Genomic DNA, 23,662 nt, shown 5'->3' with positions numbered 1-23,662 from the left:
CATCACTCATTCACTACGCCTTGGAGCGCCCCATGTCCCAGTCCCAATACCGCCCCGGCCCCGACGCCAATGGCCTGTTCGGCTCGTTTGGCGGCCGCTATGTGGCCGAAACCCTGATGCCACTGGTGCTGGACCTGGCCCGCGAATACGAAGCTGCCAAGGCAGACCCCAAGTTCCTTGAAGAGCTGGCGTACTTCCAGCGCGACTACATCGGCCGCCCTAACCCGCTGTACTTCGCCGAGCGCCTGACCGAGCATTGCGGCGGGGCGAAGATTTTCTTCAAGCGTGAAGAGCTCAACCATACCGGCGCGCACAAGGTGAACAACTGCATCGGCCAGGTGCTGCTGGCCAAGCGCATGGGCAAAAAGCGCCTGATCGCCGAAACCGGCGCCGGCATGCACGGTGTCGCCACCGCCACCGTCGCCGCGCGCTTCGGCCTGCCTTGCGTGATCTACATGGGCGCTACCGACATCGAGCGCCAGCAGGCGAACGTGTTCCGCATGAAACTGCTGGGCGCCGAGATCGTGCCGGTTACCGCCGGCACCGGCACCCTGAAAGACGCCATGAACGAAGCCCTGCGTGACTGGGTTACCAACGTCGAAGACACCTTCTACCTGATCGGCACTGTGGCTGGCCCACACCCGTACCCCGCCATGGTCCGCGATTTCCAGTCGATCATCGGCAAAGAGACCCGTGCCCAGTTGCAAGAGAAGGAAGGCCGCCTGCCTGATAGCCTGGTTGCCTGCGTCGGCGGTGGCTCCAATGCCATGGGCCTGTTCCATGAATTCCTCGAAGAGCCGAGCGTGCAGATCATCGGCGTTGAAGCCGGTGGCCATGGCGTACACACCGACAAGCACGCCGCCAGCCTGAACGGCGGCGTACCGGGCGTGTTGCACGGCAATCGCACCTACCTGTTGCAGGACCAAGACGGCCAGATCACCGATGCCCACTCTATTTCCGCAGGCCTGGACTACCCGGGCATCGGCCCGGAGCACGCCTATCTGCATGAGGTAAAGCGCGTCGAGTACGTCAGCATCACCGACGACGAAGCATTGGATGCGTTCCACGCAACCTGCCGTCTGGAAGGCATCATCCCAGCCCTGGAAAGCTCCCACGCCTTGGCCGAAGCGATCAAGCGCGCACCGAAGCTGCCCAAGGACCACCTGATGGTCGTGTGCCTGTCGGGCCGCGGCGACAAAGACATGCAAACCGTCATGAACCACATGGCCGCCCAGGAGAAACAGGCATGAGCCGTCTTGAACAACGCTTCGCCGAGCTGAAGGCCGAAGGCCGCTCGGCACTGGTCACCTTCGTCACAGCTGGCGACCCGGGCTACGACGCCTCGCTGCAGATCCTCAAGGGCCTGCCGGCTGCTGGCGCCGACGTGATCGAGCTGGGCATGCCGTTCACCGACCCGATGGCCGATGGCGTGGCCATCCAGCTGGCCACCCTGCGCGCCCTTGAAGCTGGCCAGACCTTGGCCAAGACCCTGCAGATGGTTCGCGAATTCCGTGTGGATAACCAGACCACGCCGATCGTGCTGATGGGTTACTACAACCCTATCCACCGCTTTGGCGTGGACACGTTCGTGGCTCAAGCCAAGGCAGCGGGCGTCGATGGCCTGATCATCGTCGACCTTCCGCCAGAGCACGACGCCGAACTGGCTACCCCGGCCCAGGCCGCAGGCATCGACTTCATCCGCCTGACCACCCCGACCACCGACGACGCGCGCCTGCCGCGCGTGCTGGAGCGCAGCTCCGGGTTCGTCTACTACGTGTCGGTGGCCGGCGTGACCGGTGCCGGTTCGGCGACCACCGAGCATGTGACCGAAGCCATTGCCCGCCTGCGCCGGCATACCGATCTGCCGATCAGCGTTGGCTTCGGCATTCGCACGCCGGAACAGGCTGCGAACATTGCCCGCCTGGCGGATGGTGTGGTGGTGGGCTCGGCACTGGTCGACAAGATTGCCCAGGCCAAAAGCGCCGATCAGGCGGTGACCGATGTATTGAGCCTGTGCTCGGCATTGGCTGAAGGGGTGCGCGGCGCGCGCCGCTAAACCGCGTCGTCTGCTTCGCGGGTAAACCCGCTCCTACGGAACCAGCGCCACCCTCTGGCTCTGCGATAGCGTTGTAGGAGCGGGTTCACCCGCGAATAGGCCGGCACAGGCTACCCCCGCCTAGCCCCCAAAAACCGACAGATTCAATGGCCGCACGGCCCCCATCCAGATCGCATGATCCCGGTGATCCGCCAGTTCATCCCCGGTTTCCGGATGCATGAATACCACCAGGCCCTTGCGGTACAGCGCCAACCAAGGCAAAACCACCCCCACCACTTCCGGCCCGAACGCCAGCTGGCAACTCCAGTCCGGATGCGGCCCAACCGGTTTCTGGTGCATGCGCCCCATGGTCACGGGAAACAGCCGAGCCGCCTCCTCGCACAGTTCCCGGGCCTGCTCCATGGTGGCTGCGTCGTAATAAACGTGGGCGTGGTAACCCTTGATCCTCTGCACGATAACTCCTGATTGCGGTCCAACCATCACCACCTGTACACGGAGTGATGCAGTGAAAAACGCCGAAACCCCAGTATTCAAACTGGTCCTGTTCGGGCCTGAAAGCAGCTTGGGCAATGCCCTGGTGGCCGAACTGCTATCGCGCCAACACGAAGTCACCGCCGTGGTGGATGACCTCAACCGCCACACCGCCCGCCCCGGCCTGCACTTCAAGATAGGCGGGCTGAACAGTGCCGACCAGGCGGAGCAGGGCGCGGCAGGCGGTTCAGCGGTAATCGCCCTTTTATCGACGCTGGCGTCAGGTGACCTGCCGGGGCAAGCACGCCTGAGCGAAGCGCTGGTGGCGGGGCTTGAGCGTACGACTATACGCCGGCTATTGCTGGTGGGCGATTTCGCTGTGCTGGACGAGCCGAACAAGTACAGCCCAGCAGAGCGGGAGAGCGTGGATCAGGTAGTTGATGGGTTGCAGCGCAGCGCGCTGCGCTGGACCTTGATCAATACCCCGCAGCCGCTGCCGGACGCGGCGTGGGCGCGTGTGGCGGCGGGGATCGTGGATATGCTGGAGCTGGACCTGCACCGGGGCGAGCATCTTAACTTCGTGGTCTAGATGACCGCGCAGCCTCGGGGCTCAGCGGTTGCGCTCCTGCTCCAACCAATCCACGAACCGCTCGATCAACGCTCCACGCCGCTTGCGCGGTGGCAACACCGCGTAATAGCCGCGTTGCGAACGCAAGCTCCCCTCCAACGGCCGACACAGCAACCCTTGCTCCACCAACCCATCCACCAGGTGCCCCCAGCCAATCGCCACTCCTTGCCCGGCAATCGCTGCCTGAATCAGCAAGGTGTAGTTATCAAACCGCAACTGCCCCGCCGGCGGTGGGCTGGTCACACCAAACCCGCGAAATACCCCCGCCCAGTCAAACCAGCGGCTGGCCTGCTCGCCCTTCAAATGCAGCAGCGGCAATCGTTGCAAGGCCACAGCTGACAAGGCTTTGCCATGAATCAGACGGGGGCTGCACACCGGGAACACTTCCTCATCGAATAGCCAACGGCTTTCTCCTTGGTGAAAGCGTCCATCGCCAAACAGCACCGCCACATCGATGTCCGGGCGCAACATGCCCTGGCTGCGCTCACCCGTCACCAGGCTCACATCCACCTGTGGATAAGCCTCATGAAAGCGTTGCAGCCTTGGCATCAACCAGAACGCCGCAAAGGCAAAGTCGGTGGCCACCTGCAGCACTTCATGCTGGCCACGCCCGCTGGCCTGGGCGATACCGTCATCCATGGCCTGCAGCCCCTGTTGCACCTGTTCGAACAGCACCTGGCCAGCCTCGGTCAGCTCGATGCCCCGGTAAATGCGGTCAAACAAGCGCGTGCCCAACTGTGCCTCCAGGCGCTTCACCTGCTGGCTCACTGCCGGCTGCGTGGTACCCAACTCCAGCGCCGCAGCGGTAAAGCCACGCAGGCGCGCAGCAGCCTCGAATACACGCAAGGTATCCAGCGACAACCCGGCAAGGTGGTCAAACATAAGCGTAGCTAATCCCAGTCATTGCCCGCCATGGGCTTTACCCATGTTATCCACAGTCGCATCTTGGTAGGCAAGCGGTTCGCATAACCCTCAACGATGGAAGCCCCCATGACGCGTCCGAATATCCTGTTCATCATGGCCGACCAGATGGCCGCGCCCTTGCTGCCGATCTACGGCCCTTCGCCCATCCAGATGCCGCACCTCGGCCGCCTGGCCGAGCAAGCCGTGGTGTTCGACTCGGCCTACTGCAACAGCCCGCTGTGCGCACCATCACGCTTCACCCTGGTCAGCGGTCAGCTGCCCAGCCGTATTGGCGCCTACGATAACGCGGCCGACTTCCCTGCCGATGTGCCAACCTACGCCCATTACCTGCGTCGCCTGGGCTACCGCACCGCGCTGTCAGGCAAGATGCACTTCTGCGGCCCCGACCAGTTGCACGGCTATGAAGAACGCCTGACCAGCGACATCTACCCGGCCGACTATGGTTGGGCGGTGAACTGGGACGAACCCGATGTGCGTCCAAGCTGGTACCACAACATGTCCTCGGTGCTGCAGGCCGGTCCGTGCGTGCGCACCAATCAGCTGGATTTCGACGAGGAGGTGGTGTTCAAGGCGCGTCAGTACCTGTACGACCATGTGCGCGAAAACGATGGCCGGCCATTTTGCCTGACCGTTTCGATGACTCACCCGCATGACCCCTACACCATTGCCAAACGCTACTGGGACCGCTACGAAGGTGTGGATATCCCCATGCCCCGTGCCGAGTTCGGCCAGGCAGAACTCGATCCGCATTCGCAGCGCCTGCTGAAGGTCTACGACCTGTGGAACAAGCCACTGCCTGTGGACAAGATCCGCGATGCCCGCCGTGCCTACTTCGGCGCGTGCAGCTATATCGATGACAACATTGGCCAGCTGCTGCAGACCCTGGAGGAATGCAACCTGGCCGATGACACACTGATCGTGTTTTCCGGCGACCACGGCGACATGCTTGGCGAGCGTGGCCTCTGGTACAAAATGCACTGGTTCGAAATGTCGGCGCGGGTACCGTTGCTGATCCATGCGCCGAAGCGCTTTGCAGCGGGCCGGGTAACTGCCTCGGTGTCGACCTGCGACCTGCTGCCAACCTTGGTCGAACTGGCTGGCGGCGCTGTGGATAAAGACCTGCATCTGGATGGCCGCTCACTGTTGGGCCACCTGCAAGGGCAGGGCGGTCACGACGAGGTGATCGGCGAGTACATGGCCGAAGGCACCGTCGGCCCGCTGATGATGATCCGCCGCGGGCACTACAAGTTCGTGTACAGCGAAGACGACCCGTGTCTACTCTATGACCTGAGCCGCGACCCGCACGAGCGGGAGAACCTCACTGGCAGCCCGGACCACCAGACGCTGCTACAGGCATTTGTCGATGAAGCGCAACAGCGCTGGGACATCCCCAACCTGCGCCAGCAGGTACTAGCCAGCCAGCGCCGCCGCCGGCTGGTGGCCGAAGCGCTGGCCATCGGCAAGCTGAAAAGCTGGGACCACCAACCATTGGTGGACGCCAGCCAACAGTACATGCGCAACCACATCGATCTCGATGACCTCGAACGCAAGGCACGTTATCCACAGCCCGCCCCCCTGGATTGAGAAGAGAGGCCGCCATGCACAAGTTCTCCGCCGCCGTGTTCGCCCTGGCCCTGAGCGCCACCACGGCCCACGCCGCAGACAGCGACGCGCAATGCAGTACCGTGAAAATGGCCGACCCCGGCTGGAGTGATATTGCCTCGACCAATGCCGTGGCACGCCTGTTACTGGAAAGCCTGGGTTACCAGGTGAAGATCGACAGCCTGGCCGTACCGATCATCTATGGCGGCCTCAAGGACGGCCAGGTCGACGCCTTCCTCGGCAACTGGATGCCCGCACATCAAGGTTTCCATGACAAGTTCATCGCCAACGGCGATGTGCAGCAGCTGTCGCGCAACCTGGAGGGAACCGAGTTCACCCTCGCAGTGCCCGACTATGTATGGAATGCCGGGGTGAAGGACTTCGCTGACCTGCAAAAACACGCCGGGCAGTTCGACAAAAAGCTGTACGGAATCGGCTCCGGCGCCCCGGCCAACCTGTCGCTCAAGAAAATCATCGACAAGAATGAATTCAACCTCGGCCAGTGGAAGCTGGTGGAGTCCAGCGAGCAGGCGATGCTGGCTCAGGTCGACCGGGCGGTGAAGAAGCAGCAATTCATCACCTTCCTTGGCTGGACCCCGCACCCGATGAACGTGAAACTGAAAATGCATTACCTGACCGGTGGGGAAAAGTGGTTCGGCAGCAAGGGCGAGGTATACACGCTGACCCGCAAGGGTTATCCACAAGCCTGCCCCAATGCGGCGAAGCTGCTAGGTAACCTCAAGTTCACACTGGACATGGAAAACAGCATCATGGCAGAGGTTGTGGACAAGAAGATCAGCTTCGATGAAGCGGCCAAGGCCTGGGTGAAAGCGCATCCTGAACGGTTGGATGGGTGGTTGGCCGGGGTTACCACCAAGGCCGATGGGGATGCCCTGGAGGCCGTCAAAGCCAAACTGTAATCTCACAAAGACACACCAACCCTGTGGGAGCGGGCGCGCCCGCGAACACCGGCAAAGCCGGTGCCAAGCAACGCGTTGGCTTTTTCGCGGGCATGCCCGCTCCCACAGGGCTTGGCGACCCCTTAAGGATTGTGGATAACCCATGCATCGCCTCTCTTTACTGCTGCCCTTCCTCAGCTGGCTTCCCCGCCAATCGGGCCGCAGCCTGCGCCAGGACCTGCTGGTAGGCCTGAGCGGCGCCATCCTCGCCCTGCCGCAATCCATCGCCTACGCCCTGATCGCCGGCCTGCCCGCCGAATATGGGCTTTACGCTGCCATCGTGCCGGTACTGATCGCCTGCTTGTGGGGCTCTTCCTGGTACCTGATCTGCGGCCCGACCGCCGCCATTTCCATCGTGCTCTACGCCAGCATCAGCCCGCTGGCCGTGGCCGGTAGCGCTGACTACATCACGCTGGTGTTGCTGCTGACCTTTCTTGGCGGCATTTTCCAGCTGCTGCTCGGGCTGTTGCGCTTCGGCGCGCTGGTCAATTTCGTCTCCCATTCCGTGGTGCTCGGTTTCACGCTGGGTGCCGCCATCGTCATTGCCTTGGGCCAACTGCCCAACCTGCTGGGCATGGCCCTGCCCAGCCAGTCCACCGCGCTGAAGACCGTGCAAGACCTGGCCAGCCACGCAGGCGAGGTCGACCTGCCTTCCTTGCTGCTGGGCCTGGCCACCATAGTGATCGGTGTGGCCTTCAAACTCTGGCGCCCACGCTGGCCGAGCTTGTTGATAAGCCTGATCCTGGTCAGCTTGCTGGCGTGGCTGATGCCGGGCTTCTTTGGCCATGTGCCGCGGGTGGCAGCGTTCACCGGGCAACTCCCGCCTTTCAGCCCGCTGCCTTTGCTGGACGTGGAGCTCATGTTGCGTCTGCTGCCCAGCGCCGTGGCGGTAGGCATGCTGGGGTTGGTCACCAGCCTGTCGATTGCCCGTTCGTTGTCGGCACGTTCAGAACAACTGATCGACCCGGACCAGGAAATACGCGCACAGGGCCTGTCGAACATTGCCGGTGCATTTTTCTCTGGTTACCTGTCTGCCGGCTCCTTCACCCGCTCGGGCCTGAGCTACGAGGCGGGCGCCCGCTCGCCCATGGCCGGGGTGTTTTCGGCGCTGTGGGTGGCATTATTCGCCGTGACCGGCGCCGGCCTGATCGCGCACCTGCCGATACCAGCCATGGCCGGCAGCATTTTGCTGATCTGCTGGGGGTTGGTGGACCACCGAGGGATCCGTGCATTGTTCCGGGTCAGCCGCTCGGAGTTTCTGGTGATGGCGCTGACAGCTGCAGCGACATTGCTGCTGGAGCTGCAGACAGCCATCTATGCCGGGGTGCTGGCTTCGCTGTTCTTCTATTTGAAGCGCACCTCACGACCACGGATCCAACAAAGCCGTGAAGGGGATGCGGATGTACTGCGGGTAGGTGGGTCGATTTTCTTTGGTGCGGCGCATTACCTGCAGGTGCGCTTGCAGCGCTGCCAAGGGCCGCATGTAGTGATCGATGCCCGGCAGGTGAATTTCATCGATTACTCGGGTGTGGACATGTTGCACCGCGAGGCGCGGCGGTTGCGGCGATTGGGGGGGAGTTTGACCTTGCACCGGGCCAGGCCGCAGGTGATCGAGGAATTGCAGAAGCTGGAAGGGGTGGAGTTGTGCCCGATCCGGTTTGAGGATTGATTGGGGCCGCAAAGCGGCCCTGCAATCTCAGCCCCTGGCAAGTTGCCGACGCAGTTCGGCCAATACCGGCGCCGTATCGGGCCTCACGCCACGCCAGATAAAGAAGGCTTCAGCCGCCTGTTCAGCCAGCATCCCCAACCCATCCAGTACCTTGGCAGCCCCCAGCTTGGTAGCCCACTGGCAAAACGGCGTTGGCTCCTTGCCATACATCATGTCGTAGCAAACCGTACGACCCGCCTCGACCAGGCTGTCGGCAATCGGTGGCATTTCCCCGGCCAAGCTCGCCGAGGTGGCGTTGATGATCACATCCACAGGTTCCTGCAACCAGGCAAACCCGCTGGCCACCACCGGCCCCAGTTCATCGAACTCACGCGCCAGCTGCTCGGCCTTTTCCACGGTACGGTTGGCAATCACCAGCGACTGCGGCTTGTGCGCCAGAATAGGCTCCAGCACGCCGCGCACGGCGCCACCGGCACCGAGGATGAGAATGCGCTTGCCCGCCAGCTCGACCCCGGCATTCACCGTCAGGTCGCGCACCAGGCCAGCGCCATCGGTGTTGTCGCCCTGCAGGGTGCCATCAGCCAGTTTGCTCAGCGTGTTCACTGCGCCAGCGCGCCGGGCACGCGGGGTCAGGCTGTCGCACAGGCGGTAAGCCTCTTCCTTGAACGGCACGGTGACGTTGCCGCCACTGCCTTGCTTGAAGAAGCCGCGCGCGCAGTCGCTGAACTCGTCCAGCGGCGCCAGCAGAGTGGCATATTCCAGGTCCTGACCGGTCTGCTCGGCGAACAGGCGGTGGATCAGCGGCGACTTGCTGTGGCCGATGGGGTTACCAAAAACGACGTACTGGTCCATGACGGCTCCTTGTTTATCCACAGGCTTACTGGCCGAGCCAGTCGCGGTCCTGCAGGAAGTACTCTGTCAGGCGTGCCTCTTCACTGCCGGGCGCGGCCTTCCAGTCATAGCCCCAACGCACCTGCGGTGGCAGCGACATGAGGATGGATTCGGTGCGGCCACCGGATTGCAGGCCGAACAGGGTGCCACGGTCGTAGACCAGATTGAACTCCACGTAGCGGCCGCGGCGGTATTCCTGGAACTCGCGCTGTTGCGGGGTGTAAGGCGTGTCTTTGCGGCGCTGGACGATCGGCAGGTAGGCGTTGATGTAGGCATCGCCAATGGCACGGATGAAGGCGAAGCAAGTGTCGAAGTCCCACTCGTTCAGGTCATCGAAGAACAAGCCGCCGATACCCCGTGGCTCGCCACGGTGCTTGAGGTGGAAGTAGCGATCGCACCAGGCCTTGTAGCGTGGGTACACGTCGGCGCCAAACGGCGCGCAGGCCTGCTCGGCCACTCGGTGCCAGTGAATGCAGTCTTCTTCGTTGCCATAGTATGGCGTCAGGTCAAAGCCGCCGCCGAACCACCATACGGCCTCTTCACCTTCCTTTTCGGCAATGAAGAAGCGAACGTTGGCGTGGGAAGTGGGCACATGCGGGTTGTGCGGGTGTATCACCAGCGACACGCCCAAGGCTTCGAAACCACGGCCTGCCAGTTCGGGGCGGTGGGCACTGGCCGACGGCGGCAGGCCGGCACCAAACACATGGGAGAAGTTGACCCCGCCTTTTTCGATCACTTTGCCATCACCGATAACCCGCGTGCGGCCCCCGCCACCGGCTTCGCGCACCCAGGCGTCCTCGACGAAGCGGGCACCGCCGTCTTCTGTTTCGAGGGCAGAGCAGATACGGTCTTGCAGGTCGAGCAGGTAGGCTTTCACGGCCTCGGTGCGGCTAGTCATCGGGTCACCAGGAACGGGCAGGGAAGAATTCGCCGCGTAGCATACCACCGCCAGCGCGCGCGCCGCAGTTGACGACGACCAAGCAAAGGCGTCCGATAGAAGGCCTTTCCCGATCCCGACTACAGGAGTGCGAGATGGCCAAGCGTATCCAGTTCAGCCAGCATGGTGGCCCGGAAGTGCTGCAGTTTGTGGAATTCGAACCCACCCCGCCCGGGCCACAGCAGGTGCGTGTGCGTAACCATGCGATCGGCCTGAACTTCATCGATACCTACTTCCGAAGCGGGCTGTATGCACCGCCGTCCCTGCCTTCTGGGCTGGGTACAGAAGCGGCAGGTGTGGTTGAGGCCGTGGGCCAAGGCGTGTCCCGGCTGAAGGTAGGAGACCGTGTGGCACATGCCGGCGGCCCGCTGGGCGCCTACAGCGAGGTGCATACGCTACCGGAAGCCAACCTGGTCAAGCTGCCGGACACCATCAGCTTCGAGCAGGCGGCAGCGGTGATGCTCAAGGGTTTGACCGTACAGTACCTGCTGAAGCAGACCTATGAGGTGAAGGCGGGTGATGTGATCCTGTTCCATGCCGCAGCCGGTGGTGTAGGGTCGCTGGCTTGCCAATGGGCCAAGGCCCTGGGCGCCAAGCTGATCGGCACCGTGAGCTCTGCCGAGAAGGCCGAGCGGGCCAAGGCGCTGGGGGCTTGGGCGACCATCGACTACAGCCGTGAAGATGTGGCCAAGCGCGTACTGGAGCTGACCGACGGCAAGAAATGTCCGGTGGTGTATGACGGCGTGGGTGCCGACACCTGGCTGACCTCGCTGGACTGCCTGCAGCCACGCGGGTTGATGGTGAGCTTTGGCAACGCTTCCGGTGCGGTGAGCGGGGTGAACCTGGGGATTCTGGCGCAGAAGGGCTCGCTGTATGTCACCCGGCCGACCTTGGCGAGCTATGCCAACAATGCCGAGAACACCCAGGCCATGGCCGATGACCTGTTTGCGATGATTGCGAGCGGGAAGCTGGTTGTGGATATCCAGCAGCGGTATCCACTGAGCGAGGCGGCCAAGGCGCAGGCAGAGCTGTCGGCGCGGCGGACTGTAGGATCGACTGTACTAATCCCCTGAGCCACGCACATTCCCTGTAGGAGCGGGTTTACCCGCGAAGAAGCCACCGCGATGGATGGCACCGGCTTTGCCGGTGTTCGCGGGCAAGCCCGCTCCCACAGGTACTGAGTCGGCCTCGATAGCAGCGCTATGCCTTGGAGGCTGGGCGTGACGGCAATGGAGTCGACTCGATGCCATCGAGTATCGCCTCGATCACACCCTCTGCCATTTCAATCGCATGCAGGTTCGACCAGAACATGCCACGGCCTTCTTCACGCATGTAGTCCAAAGCTTTGTAGCCGGTTTCGTAAGCGCTGCGCAGGTACAGGGCTACGTGGACCAGAGCGTCCTCGGCAGAAATGTTTGGGTTGACGGTGAAGAGTGGATCGTGGCCGGCATCGCAGCGGCCGAAGGGGCGGGTGGAGGTGCAGGGTAGGGGTGGATCGGGGACTATTTTCTTCATCATTGGAAAATGCTCCTCAAGGCCGCCAACCTTCACTACCACGTGAATGGGTGGCGACTGTACGCGAGGTGGTAGACCCGGGCATTTTCCAATCCAGGCAGGCTCGAAAGCCTCCCACGCACAGCCACCATAGACTGTCATGGAAAAAATGCATCCGGGCTACCACACCCGATCGCCAAGTTATTCGGCGACGGATAGAGCCTAGAGGCAGAGGTTCCCACTTAGAAGGTGATGGAAGGAGACGCGGTTCGTAGGATATTTCCGAAGTGCCCAGCTGGACAGCCATTTTGGCAAAAATCAGAAAACCCTGATCACGCAAATGGCAACAGGAGGCGCATGCACAGCACGCGATAGAAAGGGCACTGCCTTGACCATGCTGGTTTGGAAGCGAAGCGTTTCTGCTTCAGGTTGTACTGGTGCGTCGGCTGAACTCAAGTTATCCGGGTGAGTACATCCTTACCATTTGGGCCGCTTATGCGGCCTTTGTTTTTTCGGGCGATAGGGCCTAGGCCACCCCCTCAATCGATTTGGCGCACGCAGACCGCGTAACGGCAACCAGGCGCTCGCCTTGGTTTCTGTGGTGTCGCGCAGATCGAGCGCCGCCCGCGCGGCGCATCTCGAGCTGCGCTCGCTCCTACGTTTGTTTCGGGCCAATTATTTCTGTGCCATTTGCGCGCGAACGCTTTGGCGTATGGCTCAAGATCGCATCGTAAAAACAAGGCGGTCGCGCGCGCCTGTAACAGGCGTTCCTGGCCAAAAACAAACGTAGGAGCGAGCGCAGCTCGCGATGCGCCGCGCGGGCGGCGCTCGATCTCATAGGCGAAGAGAGCTTCAAGGCAGGCACCCGTCAGCCCTCACACAATCGCCCGCCAACCGAGACAAATCAGAAAAATCTGCAGAAGGCTTGTGGAAAGATGTCAGCCCGGCCGAACAACTTCGCCGGTTGCCAGGTTGCGAATCACACTCGGGTTCTTCCGCCCGCCCAGAGCGCCACCCAGCACCAGGTCCAACTGGCCATGGAAGTACTGCTCAACCCGCAACCGGGTCTTCGCCGCCGGGCGCCCGCCAGGGTTGCACGAGGTGGAAATCAACGGCCCCACCAGCGCGCACAGCTCACGCACCACCGGGTGATCACTGACCCGCAGCGCCACCGTGTCATGCTGCCCGGTCACCCATTCGGGCAACAGGTCCTGGTGCGGCACCAGCCAGGTGTTCGGCCCCGGCCAGGTGCTGCTCATGCGGTCGATCCAGTCTTCGGGGAAGTCCTCGAACAGGAAGTCGAACTGACGGATATTGTCAGCGATCAGAATCAGCCCTTTATCCACAGGACGCGACTTCAGCGCCAGCAGGCGATACACCGCATCCTCGTTCCATGGGTCGCAGCCCAGGCCCCAGACCGCTTCCGTCGGGTAGGCGATCACCGCGCCCGCCCGGATCTCACGTGCGGCTTGTTGCACACGAAAACTGCTCACCATTGCTGTTTCTCCGCCTATATACCTTGCATGTGAGCAGTGTACTTAGCCCGCGCGGGCAAACCAACGCCCGGCTTCATTGCTGACCCGGCCTTCCAGCTCCAGCTCGGTCAACTGCGCCAGCACGTCGGCCAATGGCAGCTCGCTACAGTGGGCCAGGCTTTCACTGGTCTGGGGTGCGGCATGCAGCAGGGCAAGCAGGGGATGGTCAAATCTGTCCACAACCGCAGGCGGCAGGTTCTGCCAACCCTGCAAGCTTTCCAGGATCTGCTCCACAGTTTCCACCAGCAGCGCCCCATCACGAATCAGCTGGTGACACCCCTTGGCCCCCGGGTGATGAATGGAGCCCGGAATGGCGTACACCTCGCGGCCTTGTTCCGCCGCCAGACGCGCCGTGATCAGCGAGCCGCTGGCGAGGCTCGCCTCGACCACCAGCACACCGAGCGACAGCCCACTGATGATGCGGTTGCGCCGTGGGAAGTTGCCGGGCAGCGGCCCGGCATCCAGGGGATACTCGGAAACCAGCGCACTGCCATTGTCGATCATCGCCTGCGCAAGGTCCCGATGCCGCTGTGGATAAAGTTTTTGCAACCCCGTACCGAGCACGGCAATCGTGCCGCCGCCAGCCTGCAACGCGGCCCGATGAGCGGCACCGTCGACACCTACCGCCAGCCCGCTGGTAATGGTGAAACCAGCCTGCGCGAGGTAGCGGGAAAATGCCCGGGCGGTGTCGAGCGCCGGGGGTGTGGCACGTCTGCTGCCCACGATCGCCAGCTGAGGACGATCGAGCAAGGCAGGTTCGCCAGCGACAAAAAGCAGCGGCGGGGCATCGTCGATTTCTGCCAGCAAGGCTGGGTAGTCTGGGCCGTCCCACATCAGCAAATGCTGGCCAGGGCGCTCCAGCCAAGCCATTGCGGCCAGTGCGCCATCGCGCACCTCGGCACTGCGCCGGGCATCGATGGTAGCTTGGGGGATGCCCAACGCTCGCCAGGCCGAAGCGGGAGCACTGAGCGCAGAGGAGGCACTGCCGAAGGCTTCGAGCAACGTTCGAAAGCGCCGCAATCCAGCCTCGGGGAGGCGATGCAGGCGTAAGCGTGCCTCCAGTTCGGCAGGCGGGCAGGGCGACGAATGGTGACTGGGCATTGAGATCATCCTTGATCGAAACAGGGCCATTTACGTGGTACAAGCTGTGGATAACTCTGTGAGTAACACTTTGAAAAGCTGTCCATTGACTGGGGGCTATCAAGCCCATAGTCACCCTAGACGAGCTTGCCAGGTGCCGAAATCCCCGTTTCCCTTTATTATGTGTGCTCAGTTTTCAACCGAACGCACAGTGACTGCCTGACCTTATGGCCATCTTGAACATTCTCGAATTCCCGGACCCGCGCCTGCGCACCCTCGCCAAACCGGTGACGGAGTTCGACGACGCCCTGCGTCAGCTGATCGACGACATGTTTGAAACCATGTACGAAGCCCCTGGCATCGGCCTGGCCGCTACCCAGGTGAACGTGCACAAGCAGGTTGTGGTCATGGACCTCAGCGAAGACCGCAGCGAACCGCGCGTCTTCATCAACCCGTCGGTCGAAGAGCTGACCCATGACATGGGCCAGTACCAGGAGGGCTGCCTGTCGGTACCGGGCTTCTACGAAAACGTCGACCGCCCGCTGCGTGTCCGGGTCAAGGCCCAGGACCGCGACGGCAAGCCGTTCGAACTGGAATGCGAAGGCCTGCTGGCGGTGTGCGTACAGCACGAATTCGACCACCTCAACGGCAAGCTGTTCGTCGACTACCTGTCGCAGCTCAAGCGCGACCGGATCAAGAAGAAGCTGGAAAAGCAGCATCGCCAGCAAGCCTGATCCCTACCTTCCTGAAGGCTTGCTCCGGCAAGCCTTTTTCTTTTTTGAAGCGAGAACTCCATGCGCATCGTCTTTGCAGGCACTCCAGAGTTTGCCGCCGAACACCTCAAGGCCCTGCTCGACAGCCCCTACGAGATCGTGGCCGTCTACACCCAGCCCGACCGCCCCGCCGGTCGTGGACAGAAGCTGATGCCAAGTGCGGTCAAGGCACTGGCAGTGGCCCATGACATCCCGGTGTTCCAGCCGCAGACCCTGCGCGACGCCGATGCGCAGGCCGAACTGGCCGCACTGAAACCCGACCTGATGGTAGTGGTCGCCTACGGCCTGATCCTGCCGCAGGTGGTGCTGGATATCCCGCGCCTGGGCTGCATCAACAGCCACGCCTCCCTGCTGCCACGCTGGCGCGGTGCGGCGCCGATCCAGCGTGCCGTGGAAGCCGGCGACGCCGAAAGCGGCGTGACCGTAATGCGCATGGAAGCTGGCCTGGACACCGGCCCGATGCTGCTCAAGGTAGTCACCCCGATCAGCGCCGAGGATACCGGCGGCACCTTGCACGATCGCCTGGCCGAAATGGGCCCGCCCGCAGTCGTTCAGGCCATCGCCGGCCTGGCAGACGGTTCGCTGCAAGGTGAAGTACAGGATGATGCCCTGGCCACCTACGCGCACAAACTGAACAAGGACGAAGCGCGTATCGACTGGACCCGCCCGGCGGTCGAACTGGAACGCCTGATCCGTGCCTTCAACCCATGGCCGGTGTGCCACAGCACCCTGGATGGTGAAAGCGTCAAGGTGCTGGCCGCCAACCTGTCCACAGGCCAAGGCGCCCCGGGCGAGATACTTTCCGCCAGCAAGGACGGCCTCCTAGTTGCGTGCGGTGACCAAGCCCTGAGCCTGACCCGCCTGCAACTGCCTGGTGGCAAGGCATTGAGCTTCAGTGACCTGTTCAACAGCCGCCGCGAGAAGTTCGCCGCCGGCAAGGTGCTGGGCCAATGAACCCACGCCTCGCCGCCGCCCGTGCGCTTGCTGCTGTGCTCAGCGGCAAGGCTTCGCTGAACAGCTCGCTGCCCGCGCAACTGGACAAGGTAGATGAACGCGACCGCGGCCTGACCCAGGACCTGGCGTTCGGCACCGCACGCTGGCAGCCACGCCTTGACCTGTTGGCCGCACAGCTGCTGCAAAAACCGTTCAAAGCAGCCGATGCCGATGTTCAGGCACTGCTGCTGGTCGGCCTGTACCAGCTGTTCTACACACGCATTCCGGCCCATGCCGCCATCGGCGAGACCGTGGGCTGTGCCGACAAACTGAAGAAGCCGTGGGCCAAGGGCCTGCTCAATGCCGTACTGCGCCGAGCACAGCGCGAAGGCGAGGAGCTGCTCGCCGGCATGGAGCGCGACCCGGTGGTGCGTACCGCGCACCCGCGCTGGCTGCAAAAAGCGCTGAAAGCCTTCTGGCCAGAGCAGTGGGAAGCCATCTGCGCCGCCAACAATGCCCACCCGCCGATGATTCTGCGGGTCAATCGCCGTCACCATACCCGCGATGCCTACCTGGCACTGCTGGCCGAAGCCGGCATTGGCGCCAGCGCATGCCAGTACAGCCGGGATGGCATCGTGCTGGCCGAAGCCTGCGACGTGCGCGGCCTGCCAGGCTTCGCCGAAGGCTGGGTGAGCGTGCAGGACGAAGCTGCGCAGCTATCTGCCGACCTGCTGGAACTGGCCCCCGGCCAACGCGTGCTCGATGCTTGCTGCGCACCGGGCGGCAAGACCTGCCACCTGCTGGAGGCCGAGGCTGGCCTGGCGCACATGGTGGCCATCGATCTCGAAGCCAAGCGGCTGACCCGCGTGCGAGAAAACCTCGACCGCCTGCAGCTGGACGCCGAGCTGATCGCCTGCGATGCCCGCGACACTGCCAGCTGGTGGGACGGCAAGCCATTCCAGCGCATTCTGCTCGACGCGCCGTGCTCGGCCACCGGCGTAATTCGCCGCCACCCGGACATCAAACTGGCCCGCCAAGCCGACGACATCCCGGCTTTGGCCACGCTGCAAGGCGAGCTGCTCGATGCCCTGTGGCCGACCTTGGAAGTGGGCGGCATGCTGCTATACGCCACCTGCTCCACCTTGCCGACCGAGAACACTGAAGTGATCAAAGCCTTCCTCGCGCGCACCCCGGGCGCCCGCGAGCTGGACCTGGCGACCGAAGCCGGCCTGCGCCAGCCCCACGGCCGTCAGTTGCTGGCCCAGGAAGGCGGCCACGACGGTTTCTACTATGCCAAGCTGATCAAGATCGCCGCCTCGCGCGGATAAGAACAAAGGATAGGGAGTAGCGCATGAAGATCATCATCCTCGGCGCAGGGCAGGTAGGCGGTACGCTGGCTGAACACCTGGCCAGCGAAGCCAACGACATTACCGTGGTCGACACCGACGGCGACCGCCTGCGCGACCTCGGCGACCGCCTGGACATCCGCACTGTCCAGGGCCGCGGCTCACTGCCGACGGTGCTGCGCCAGGCCGGTGCCGACGACGCCGACATGCTGGTGGCGGTAACCAACAGTGACGAGACCAACATGGTTGCCTGCCAGGTGGCCTATTCGCTGTTCCATACCCCGACCAAGATTGCACGGGTGCGCGAATCGTCCTACCTGACCCGCGAAGAGCTGTTCGATAACGACCATATCCCGGTCGACGTTCTGATCAGCCCCGAGCAGGTGGTGACCAATTACATCAAGCGCCTGATCGAACACCCAGGCTCGCTGCAGGTGATCGACTTCGCCGAAGGCAAGGCCCAGCTCGTGGCAGTGAAGGCCTACTATGGCGGCCCGCTGGTCGGCCAGCAATTGCGCCAGATCCGTGCGCACATGCCCAACGTCGACACCCGCGTGGCAGCCATCTTCCGCCGCGACCGGCCGATCACCCCGCGTGGCGACACGGTGATCGAAGCCGACGACGAGGTGTTCTTCATTGCCGCGAAGAAGGATATCCGCGCGGTGATGGGCGAACTGCGCCGCATTGACGAGACCAATAAACGCATTGTCATCGCCGGCGGCGGGCAGATTGGCGAGCGCCTGGCGGAAGCCATCGAAAGCCGATATCAGGTGAAGATCATCGAGATGAGCCCGGCGCGTTGTCGCCACCTCTCCGATACCCTCGAAAGCACTGTAGTCCTGCAAGGCAGCGCCTCGGACAAAGACCTGATGCTCGAAGAGAACATCGCCGACGCCGATATTTTCCTGGCCCTGACCAACGATGACGAAGCCAACATCATGTCGTCGCTGCTGGCCAAGCGCCTGGGCGCAGGCAAGGTGATGACCATCATCAACAACCCGGCTTATGTCGACCTGGTGCAGGGCGGCGAAATCGACATTGCTATCAGCCCGCAGCTCGCCACCATCGGCACCCTGCTGGCGCACGTCCGTCGCGGCGACATCGTCAGTGTGCACTCGCTGCGCCGTGGTGCAGCCGAGGCTATCGAGGCGGTGGCACACGGGGACTCGAAGTCGAGCAAGGTGGTCGGCAAGGCAATCGAGGACATTACGCTGCCACCGGGCACCACGATTGGTGCGATCATCCGTGATGAAGAGGTGATGATTGCCCATGACGACACCATGATCGAATCAGGGGACCATGTGATCCTCTTCGTTGTGGATAAAAAGCATATTCGCGATGTGGAGAAGCTGTTCCACGTCGGCTTGAGTTTCTTCTAGGAGAAGAGGGCATGCGCGAGTCGCTGGAGAAGATGCTGGCCAAAGGTGTGGATAACCCGCTGCTGAGGTTTGGCCTGGGCAAGGCCTGGCTGGATGAAGGCAACGGCGCTGAAGCAGCGGTGCACCTGGCGCGCTGTGTAGAGCAGGATCCGAAATACTCGGCAGCATGGAAGCTGCTGGGCAAGGCCTATCAGTTGCAGGGCGACCTGGCGGCGGCGCGCAAGGCGTGGGAAGACGGGATCGTGGCGGCGCAGGCCCATGGTGACAAGCAGGCCGAAAAAGAGATGACCGTATTCCTGAAGAAGCTCAACAAAGCAGCGGGTTGACGCGGCCCCTGTAGGAGCGGGTTTACCCGCGAATGCGATGTTGGATTCACCGACGCATTCGCGGGTAAACCCGCTCCTACAGGGGCGGTGAATGGCTTAATACCAGCGCGGCTCGCCAGCCGGGCGCTTCTTAAAGCGCTTCATGCTCCACATGTACTGGCTCGGGTACTCACGCACATAGCGCTCGACCACCTTGCTCATCGCCGCAGCCGACACGTTCACATCGGTGCTGTACATCTCTTCCGGAGCAGCTTCGAGGAACACCTTGAAGCCCGAGCCATCAGGCAACCGCAGCGCATGCAGGAACACGCCTACCGCCTTGCCACCGGCCAGCATGTTCGGCACGAACTTGCTGGTCAGCGCCTGGGTGCCGAGGAACGGCACGAACACGCCCGCCGATTCCGCCGGCTCCGGGTCGGCAGGAATACCCACCTGGCCACCACGGCGCACTTCCTTGATCACGCTGAGGATGCCTTCCTTGGTCGACGGTGCCACGCGATTACCCATCTGCACGCGCTGCTCGCGCAGCAGGTCATCCACCGCCTTCAACTTCGGCGGGCGGTAGAAGATGATCGGTTTGCACTGGTTACAGTAGAAGTGGTTCAACACTTCCCAGTTGCCCAGGTGGCTGGTGATGCCGACCACGCCTTTACCCGAGGCCAGGGCCTGCTCCAGCACTTCCAGGCCATGCACTTCCTTGACCAGCTCCAGCGAGCGCTGTGGCGGCCATATCCAGGCACAGGCACTTTCGACAAAGGATTTACCGATATCCCGCAGCGCCTGGCCCACCAGTTGCTCACGGGCAACCGGGTCCATCTCCGGGAAACATTTGGCCAGGTTGATCCGTACCACGTTGCGCGAACTGTTGGGGATTTTCCACATCAGCCAGCCAATACCGGCGCCGACACGCTGCACAGCGCCCCAGGGCAGCTTGGCAAACAGGCGCAGCACCCCGACCATCAGGGCGCCCTTGAACTTTTCCACAGGCGAATTCCTTATTTCAGCAAGGCGCGCATTGTAACCCTCAGCGCGACAAGGCGGCGTAGCGATCGCAGTCGGTGGTGTGGTCCATGACCATGCCGGTGGCCTGCATGAAGCCGTAGCAAATAGTCGGACCGACGAACGTGAAGCCAGCTTTCTGCAGGGCCTTGCTCATTGCCTTGGCTTCATCGGTAACCGCCGGCACGTCGCCGCGAGCCTTGAAGTGGTTGATCTTCGGCGAGCCGCCGACGAACGACCACAGCCATTCGGCAGGGTTATCCACAGCCAGCCAGGCCTGGGCGTTGCGCCGCGCAGCCTTGAGCTTGAGGCGATTGCGGATGATGCCTGCATCCTGCATCAATTCTTCGATACGTTCGTCGCTCATGGCCGCCAGCTTTAAGGGGTCGGAGCCGTACATCACCTGGCGATAACGCTCGCGTTTGCGCAAAACGGTAATCCACGAAAGCCCCGCCTGGAACCCTTCGAGCAAAAGCATCTCGAAGAGCAACGCCGGGTCGCGCTGTGGCATTCCCCATTCCTGGTCGTGGTAGGCCTGGTACAACGGATCGTCGGTACACCAAAAGCAGCGTGGCATAAGGCTCCAATGAGTAGAGGGCGAGGCGAATCAGGTTATACTCCCGCTCTTTACATCCGCATCCCCAGATACAGGTGAATTTCGTGAGCCAGCCTACGCCAGCCGTGCGTACCTTCCAAGACCTGATCCTCGCCCTGCAGAACTACTGGGCAGCTCAAGGTTGTGTGGTACTTCAGCCCTACGATATGGAAGTAGGCGCCGGCACTTTCCACACCGCTACATTCCTGCGCGCCGTGGGTCCAGAAACCTGGAACGCCGCCTATGTGCAGCCTAGCCGTCGTCCTGCCGACGGGCGGTATGGCGAAAACCCCAACCGCCTGCAGCACTACTACCAGTTCCAGGTGGTGCTCAAACCGAACCCGGCCAACTTCCAGGAGCTGTACCTCGGCTCGCTGAAAGCCATCGGCCTGGATCCGCTGGTGCACGACATTCGTTTCGTCGAAGACAACTGGGAATCGCCGACCCTCGGCGCCTGGGGTCTGGGCTGGGAAATCTGGCTCAACGGCATGGAAGTCACCCAGTTCACCTACTTCCAGCAGGTAGGCGGCATCGAGTGCTACCCGGTCACCGGTGAAATCACCTACGGCCTGGAGCGCCTGGCCATGTACATCCAGGGCGTCGACTCGGTTTACGACCTGGTGTGGGCCGACGGCCCGTTCGGCAAGGTCACCTACGGTGACGTGTTCCACCAGAACGAGGTGGAGCAGTCGACCTACAACTTTGAACATGCCAACGTCGACAAGCTGTTCGAACTGTTCGACTTCTACGAAAGCGAAGCCAACCGCCTGATCAAGCTGGAGCTGCCGCTGCCGACCTATGAAATGGTCCTGAAGGCCTCGCACACCTTCAACCTGCTGGACGCCCGCCGCGCCATCTCGGTAACCGAGCGCCAGCGTTACATCCTGCGTGTACGTACCCTGGCCCGGGACGTGGCGCAAAGCTATCTGCAAGCCCGCGCACGCCTGGGCTTCCCGATGGCCACCCCTGAACTGCGTGACGAAGTGTTGGCTAAGCTGGAGGCTGCACAATGAGTGCTCAAGATTTTCTGGTAGAACTGGGCACCGAAGAGCTGCCACCCAAGGCCCTCGCCAACCTCGGCGACGCTTTCCTGGCCGGTATCGAAAAAGGCCTGCAGGCGGCTGGCCTGAACTACACCGCCAAGCAGGTGTACGCCGCGCCGCGTCGTCTGGCCGTACTGATTCGCCAGCTAGACGTGCAGCAGCCTGACCGCAGCATCAACATCGACGGCCCGCCCCTGCAGGCAGCCTTCAACGCCGAAGGCCAGCCGACCCAGGCTGCGCTGGGCTTTGCCAAGAAGTGCGGTGTTGAACTGGCCGAAATCGACCAGAGCGGCCCCAAGCTGCGCTTCTCCCAGCACATCCCGGGCAAGGCCACCACTGACCTGCTGCCGACCATCGTCGAAGATTCGCTGAACGACCTGCCGATCCCCAAGCGCATGCGTTGGGCGACCAGCCGTGAAGAGTTCGTACGCCCGACCCAATGGCTGGTAATGCTGCTGGGCGACCAAGTGGTCGACTGCACCATTCTGTCGCAGAAGGCCGGCCGTGAATCCCGTGGCCACCGCTTCCACCATCCGGAAGCCGTGGTCATCACCACACCGGCCAACTATGTCGAAGACCTGCGTAAAGCGTACGTGCTGGCCGACTTCGCCGAGCGCCGCGAGCTGATCAGCAAGCGCACCGCCGAGCTTGCCATGCAGCAGGAAGGCACTGCCATCGTGCCACCGGCGCTGCTGGACGAAGTGACTGCTCTGGTCGAATGGCCAGTGCCGCTGGTGTGCTCGTTCGAAGAGCGTTTCCTTGAGGTGCCGCAGGAAGCCCTGATTACCACCATGCAGGACAACCAGAAGTACTTCTGCCTGCTGGACAGCGAAGGCAAGCTGCTGCCGCGCTTCATTACCGTGGCCAACATCGAAAGCCGCGACCCGAAGCAGATCGTGCAAGGCAACGAAAAGGTCGTGCGCCCGCGCCTGACCGACGCCGAGTTCTTCTTCAAGCAGGACAAGAAGCAGCCACTGGAAACCTTCAACGAGCGCCTCAAGAATGTGGTGTTCCAGGCTCAGCTCGGCACCGTGTACGACAAGGCCGAACGTGTTTCCAGGCTGGCCGCCTTCGTTGCCCCGCTGATCGGCGGCGACGCCCAGCGCGCTGGCCGTGCCGGCCTGCTGTCGAAGTGCGACCTGGCCACCGAGATGGTCGGCGAATTCCCTGAAATGCAGGGTGTTGCAGGTTACTACTACGCGCTCAACGACGGTGAGCCGGAAGACGTAGCCCTGGCCCTGAACGAGCAGTACATGCCGCGCGGTGCAGGCGCCGAGCTGCCGCAGACCCTCACCGGTGCTGCCGTGGCCATCGCCGACAAGCTCGACACCCTGGTGGGTATCTTCGGCATCGGCATGCTGCCTACCGGCAGCAAGGACCCGTACGCCCTGCGCCGTGCGGCTCTGGGCGTGCTGCGTATCCTGATCGAGAAGCAACTGGACCTGGACCTGACCGGTGCAGTCGAGTTTGCGGTCAAGCAGTTCGGCGCCAAGGTCAAGGCCCCCGGCCTGGCCGAGCAAGTACTGGAGTTCATTTTCGACCGCCTGCGCGCGCGTTACGAAGACGAAGGCATCGACGTGGCCACGTACCTGTCGGTACGCGCACTGCAGCCAGGCTCCGCCCTGGACTTCGACCAGCGCGTACAAGCCGTGCAGGCGTTCCGCAAACTGCCGGAAGCCGAGGCCCTGGCTGCGGTGAACAAGCGCGTGTCGAACCTGCTGAGCAAGGCCGAAGGTGCCATCGCCGAGCAGGTCGAGCCGAAGTACTTCGACAATGCCAACGAGTTCTCCCTGTACTCGGCCATCCAGCAGGCCGACCAGGCCGTGCAACCGATGGCTGCAGCACGTCAGTACAGCGAATCGCTGGCCCGCCTGGCGGCCCTGCGTGACCCGGTCGATGCCTTCTTCGAGGCTGTCATGGTCAACGCCGAAGACGCCAAGGTACGTGCCAACCGTTATGCCCTGCTCAGCCGCCTGCGCGGCCTGTTCCTGGGCGTGGCTGACATTTCGCTGCTGGGGTAAG

The 23,662-nt window shown here is 62.7% G+C and carries 23 protein-coding genes; 14 read left to right on the top strand and 9 right to left on the bottom strand.

Features of this window, described 5'->3' with window-relative positions:
* Positions 1 to 32: 32 nt before the first annotated feature.
* Entirely contained in the window at positions 33 to 1,250 is a 1,218-nt protein-coding gene (gene trpB, locus AC3B5Q_RS00185; protein WP_021784567.1) for a tryptophan synthase subunit beta, read from the top strand.
* Positions 1,247 to 2,056, top strand: a complete 810-nt coding sequence (gene trpA, locus AC3B5Q_RS00180) for a tryptophan synthase subunit alpha (protein WP_064492530.1) — start codon at positions 1,247 to 1,249, stop codon at positions 2,054 to 2,056. The genes trpB and trpA overlap by 4 nt, the downstream gene beginning before the upstream one ends.
* Before the next feature lie 120 nt (positions 2,057 to 2,176).
* On the opposite strand, the gene AC3B5Q_RS00175 is transcribed toward trpA, so the two are convergent.
* Positions 2,177 to 2,509: a DOPA 4,5-dioxygenase family protein gene (locus tag AC3B5Q_RS00175; protein ID WP_020189868.1), complete on the bottom strand. Its 333-nt coding sequence runs from the start codon at positions 2,507 to 2,509 to the stop codon at positions 2,177 to 2,179.
* Positions 2,510 to 2,561: 52 nt separating this feature from the next.
* On the opposite strand from AC3B5Q_RS00175, the gene AC3B5Q_RS00170 reads away from it, so the two are divergent.
* Positions 2,562 to 3,116: an NAD(P)-dependent oxidoreductase gene (locus tag AC3B5Q_RS00170; protein WP_021784565.1), complete on the top strand. Its 555-nt coding sequence runs from the start codon at positions 2,562 to 2,564 to the stop codon at positions 3,114 to 3,116.
* A 21-nt stretch (positions 3,117 to 3,137) separates the two neighbouring features.
* Here AC3B5Q_RS00170 and AC3B5Q_RS00165 read toward each other — a convergent pair whose 3' ends face one another.
* The gene (locus tag AC3B5Q_RS00165; protein ID WP_053870428.1) at positions 3,138 to 4,037 is read right to left on the bottom strand and encodes a choline sulfate utilization transcriptional regulator; all 900 of its coding nucleotides are present in this window, start codon (positions 4,035 to 4,037) and stop codon (positions 3,138 to 3,140) included.
* A gap of 108 nt (positions 4,038 to 4,145) precedes the next feature.
* On the opposite strand from AC3B5Q_RS00165, the gene betC reads away from it, so the two are divergent.
* The 3 genes from betC (at position 4,146) to AC3B5Q_RS00150 (ending at position 8,309) form a co-directional block, all read left to right on the top strand.
* Positions 4,146 to 5,663 (top strand): choline-sulfatase, encoded by a 1,518-nt coding sequence (gene betC, locus AC3B5Q_RS00160; RefSeq protein ID WP_021784563.1) that lies wholly within the window; start codon positions 4,146 to 4,148, stop codon positions 5,661 to 5,663.
* A 14-nt stretch (positions 5,664 to 5,677) separates the two neighbouring features.
* The gene (gene choX, locus AC3B5Q_RS00155) at positions 5,678 to 6,601 is read left to right on the top strand and encodes a choline ABC transporter substrate-binding protein (protein WP_021784562.1); all 924 of its coding nucleotides are present in this window, start codon (positions 5,678 to 5,680) and stop codon (positions 6,599 to 6,601) included.
* A gap of 142 nt (positions 6,602 to 6,743) precedes the next feature.
* A complete protein-coding gene (locus AC3B5Q_RS00150; RefSeq protein WP_028697694.1) occupies positions 6,744 to 8,309 on the top strand; it encodes a SulP family inorganic anion transporter in 1,566 nt (521 codons plus the stop codon).
* Between the two features lie 27 nt (positions 8,310 to 8,336).
* Here AC3B5Q_RS00150 and aroE read toward each other — a convergent pair whose 3' ends face one another.
* Together aroE and hemF are read right to left on the bottom strand one after the other, a co-directional pair.
* Positions 8,337 to 9,161: a shikimate dehydrogenase gene (gene aroE / locus AC3B5Q_RS00145; protein ID WP_021784560.1), complete on the bottom strand. Its 825-nt coding sequence runs from the start codon at positions 9,159 to 9,161 to the stop codon at positions 8,337 to 8,339.
* Between the two features lie 25 nt (positions 9,162 to 9,186).
* The gene (hemF, locus tag AC3B5Q_RS00140) at positions 9,187 to 10,098 is read right to left on the bottom strand and encodes an oxygen-dependent coproporphyrinogen oxidase (RefSeq protein WP_014754944.1); all 912 of its coding nucleotides are present in this window, start codon (positions 10,096 to 10,098) and stop codon (positions 9,187 to 9,189) included.
* A gap of 134 nt (positions 10,099 to 10,232) precedes the next feature.
* Here hemF and AC3B5Q_RS00135 point away from each other — a divergent pair, with 134 nt between their 5' ends.
* A complete protein-coding gene (locus AC3B5Q_RS00135; protein ID WP_021784559.1) occupies positions 10,233 to 11,210 on the top strand; it encodes an NADPH:quinone reductase in 978 nt (325 codons plus the stop codon).
* Between the two features lie 127 nt (positions 11,211 to 11,337).
* Here AC3B5Q_RS00135 and AC3B5Q_RS00130 read toward each other — a convergent pair whose 3' ends face one another.
* The 3 genes from AC3B5Q_RS00130 to dprA all read right to left on the bottom strand — a co-directional run bounded on the left by AC3B5Q_RS00130 (position 11,338) and on the right by dprA (position 14,267).
* Complete coding sequence (locus AC3B5Q_RS00130) at positions 11,338 to 11,655, bottom strand: hypothetical protein (RefSeq protein ID WP_021784558.1); 318 nt, start codon at positions 11,653 to 11,655, stop codon at positions 11,338 to 11,340.
* 914 nt (positions 11,656 to 12,569) lie between these two features.
* Entirely contained in the window at positions 12,570 to 13,127 is a 558-nt protein-coding gene (gene tsaC, locus AC3B5Q_RS00125; protein WP_014859478.1) for an L-threonylcarbamoyladenylate synthase type 1 TsaC, read from the bottom strand.
* A gap of 42 nt (positions 13,128 to 13,169) precedes the next feature.
* Positions 13,170 to 14,267, bottom strand: a complete 1,098-nt coding sequence (gene dprA, locus AC3B5Q_RS00120) for a DNA-processing protein DprA (protein ID WP_084850788.1) — start codon at positions 14,265 to 14,267, stop codon at positions 13,170 to 13,172.
* A gap of 206 nt (positions 14,268 to 14,473) precedes the next feature.
* Here dprA and def point away from each other — a divergent pair, with 206 nt between their 5' ends.
* The 5 genes from def to AC3B5Q_RS00095 are packed head-to-tail and all read left to right on the top strand — an operon-like array spanning position 14,474 to position 19,003.
* A complete protein-coding gene (gene def / locus AC3B5Q_RS00115; RefSeq protein WP_003253111.1) occupies positions 14,474 to 14,980 on the top strand; it encodes a peptide deformylase in 507 nt (168 codons plus the stop codon).
* Between the two features lie 60 nt (positions 14,981 to 15,040).
* Positions 15,041 to 15,973 (top strand): methionyl-tRNA formyltransferase, encoded by a 933-nt coding sequence (gene fmt / locus AC3B5Q_RS00110; protein WP_488392783.1) that lies wholly within the window; start codon positions 15,041 to 15,043, stop codon positions 15,971 to 15,973.
* Positions 15,970 to 17,280 (top strand): 16S rRNA (cytosine(967)-C(5))-methyltransferase RsmB, encoded by a 1,311-nt coding sequence (rsmB, locus tag AC3B5Q_RS00105; RefSeq protein ID WP_392522116.1) that lies wholly within the window; start codon positions 15,970 to 15,972, stop codon positions 17,278 to 17,280. Before fmt ends, rsmB begins: the two co-directional genes overlap by 4 nt.
* A gap of 23 nt (positions 17,281 to 17,303) precedes the next feature.
* Entirely contained in the window at positions 17,304 to 18,677 is a 1,374-nt protein-coding gene (trkA, locus tag AC3B5Q_RS00100) for a Trk system potassium transporter TrkA (protein WP_021784554.1), read from the top strand.
* Positions 18,678 to 18,688: 11 nt separating this feature from the next.
* Positions 18,689 to 19,003, top strand: coding sequence for a tetratricopeptide repeat protein (locus tag AC3B5Q_RS00095; protein WP_014589214.1), 315 nt, complete (start codon positions 18,689 to 18,691; stop codon positions 19,001 to 19,003).
* 96 nt (positions 19,004 to 19,099) lie between these two features.
* Here the strand turns inward: AC3B5Q_RS00095 and AC3B5Q_RS00090 are convergent, their stop codons facing one another.
* Together AC3B5Q_RS00090 and AC3B5Q_RS00085 are read right to left on the bottom strand one after the other, a co-directional pair.
* The gene (locus tag AC3B5Q_RS00090; protein ID WP_003253121.1) at positions 19,100 to 19,987 is read right to left on the bottom strand and encodes a lysophospholipid acyltransferase; all 888 of its coding nucleotides are present in this window, start codon (positions 19,985 to 19,987) and stop codon (positions 19,100 to 19,102) included.
* Positions 19,988 to 20,027: 40 nt separating this feature from the next.
* Entirely contained in the window at positions 20,028 to 20,579 is a 552-nt protein-coding gene (locus tag AC3B5Q_RS00085) for a DNA-3-methyladenine glycosylase I (RefSeq protein ID WP_488392782.1), read from the bottom strand.
* Positions 20,580 to 20,662: 83 nt separating this feature from the next.
* Here AC3B5Q_RS00085 and glyQ point away from each other — a divergent pair, with 83 nt between their 5' ends.
* Positions 20,663 to 21,610 carry a glycine--tRNA ligase subunit alpha gene (gene glyQ / locus AC3B5Q_RS00080; protein WP_003253126.1) on the top strand — a complete coding sequence of 316 codons (948 nt, stop codon included), beginning with the start codon at positions 20,663 to 20,665 and terminating at the stop codon, positions 21,608 to 21,610.
* On the top strand, positions 21,607 to 23,661 hold the full coding sequence (gene glyS, locus AC3B5Q_RS00075; protein ID WP_488392781.1) for a glycine--tRNA ligase subunit beta: 2,055 nt from the start codon (positions 21,607 to 21,609) through the stop codon (positions 23,659 to 23,661). The genes glyQ and glyS overlap by 4 nt, the downstream gene beginning before the upstream one ends.
* The last annotated feature ends 1 nt before the right edge of the window (position 23,662 follow it).

This window comes from Pseudomonas sp. D5(2026), from assembly GCF_057766845.1.
Note: the sequence above shows the minus strand (reverse complement) of the source record. Positions and strands in the feature narration are given on the sequence as shown.

Coding starts and splice junctions, on each gene's coding strand:
- fmt (WP_488392783.1), top strand. CDS start 15,041: ATGCGCATCGTCTTTGCAGGCACTCCAGAGTTTGCCGCCGAACACCTC.
- betC (WP_021784563.1), top strand. CDS start 4,146: ATGACGCGTCCGAATATCCTGTTCATCATGGCCGACCAGATGGCCGCG.
- AC3B5Q_RS00150 (WP_028697694.1), top strand. CDS start 6,744: ATGCATCGCCTCTCTTTACTGCTGCCCTTCCTCAGCTGGCTTCCCCGC.
- choX (WP_021784562.1), top strand. CDS start 5,678: ATGCACAAGTTCTCCGCCGCCGTGTTCGCCCTGGCCCTGAGCGCCACC.
- AC3B5Q_RS00095 (WP_014589214.1), top strand. CDS start 18,689: ATGCGCGAGTCGCTGGAGAAGATGCTGGCCAAAGGTGTGGATAACCCG.
- AC3B5Q_RS00085 (WP_488392782.1), bottom strand. CDS start 20,579: ATGCCACGCTGCTTTTGGTGTACCGACGATCCGTTGTACCAGGCCTAC.
- dprA (WP_084850788.1), bottom strand. CDS start 14,267: ATGCCCAGTCACCATTCGTCGCCCTGCCCGCCTGCCGAACTGGAGGCA.
- trkA (WP_021784554.1), top strand. CDS start 17,304: ATGAAGATCATCATCCTCGGCGCAGGGCAGGTAGGCGGTACGCTGGCT.
- glyS (WP_488392781.1), top strand. CDS start 21,607: ATGAGTGCTCAAGATTTTCTGGTAGAACTGGGCACCGAAGAGCTGCCA.
- AC3B5Q_RS00130 (WP_021784558.1), bottom strand. CDS start 11,655: ATGATGAAGAAAATAGTCCCCGATCCACCCCTACCCTGCACCTCCACC.
- tsaC (WP_014859478.1), bottom strand. CDS start 13,127: ATGGTGAGCAGTTTTCGTGTGCAACAAGCCGCACGTGAGATCCGGGCG.
- def (WP_003253111.1), top strand. CDS start 14,474: ATGGCCATCTTGAACATTCTCGAATTCCCGGACCCGCGCCTGCGCACC.
- rsmB (WP_392522116.1), top strand. CDS start 15,970: ATGAACCCACGCCTCGCCGCCGCCCGTGCGCTTGCTGCTGTGCTCAGC.
- trpB (WP_021784567.1), top strand. CDS start 33: ATGTCCCAGTCCCAATACCGCCCCGGCCCCGACGCCAATGGCCTGTTC.
- AC3B5Q_RS00135 (WP_021784559.1), top strand. CDS start 10,233: ATGGCCAAGCGTATCCAGTTCAGCCAGCATGGTGGCCCGGAAGTGCTG.
- hemF (WP_014754944.1), bottom strand. CDS start 10,098: ATGACTAGCCGCACCGAGGCCGTGAAAGCCTACCTGCTCGACCTGCAA.
- aroE (WP_021784560.1), bottom strand. CDS start 9,161: ATGGACCAGTACGTCGTTTTTGGTAACCCCATCGGCCACAGCAAGTCG.
- AC3B5Q_RS00165 (WP_053870428.1), bottom strand. CDS start 4,037: ATGTTTGACCACCTTGCCGGGTTGTCGCTGGATACCTTGCGTGTATTC.
- trpA (WP_064492530.1), top strand. CDS start 1,247: ATGAGCCGTCTTGAACAACGCTTCGCCGAGCTGAAGGCCGAAGGCCGC.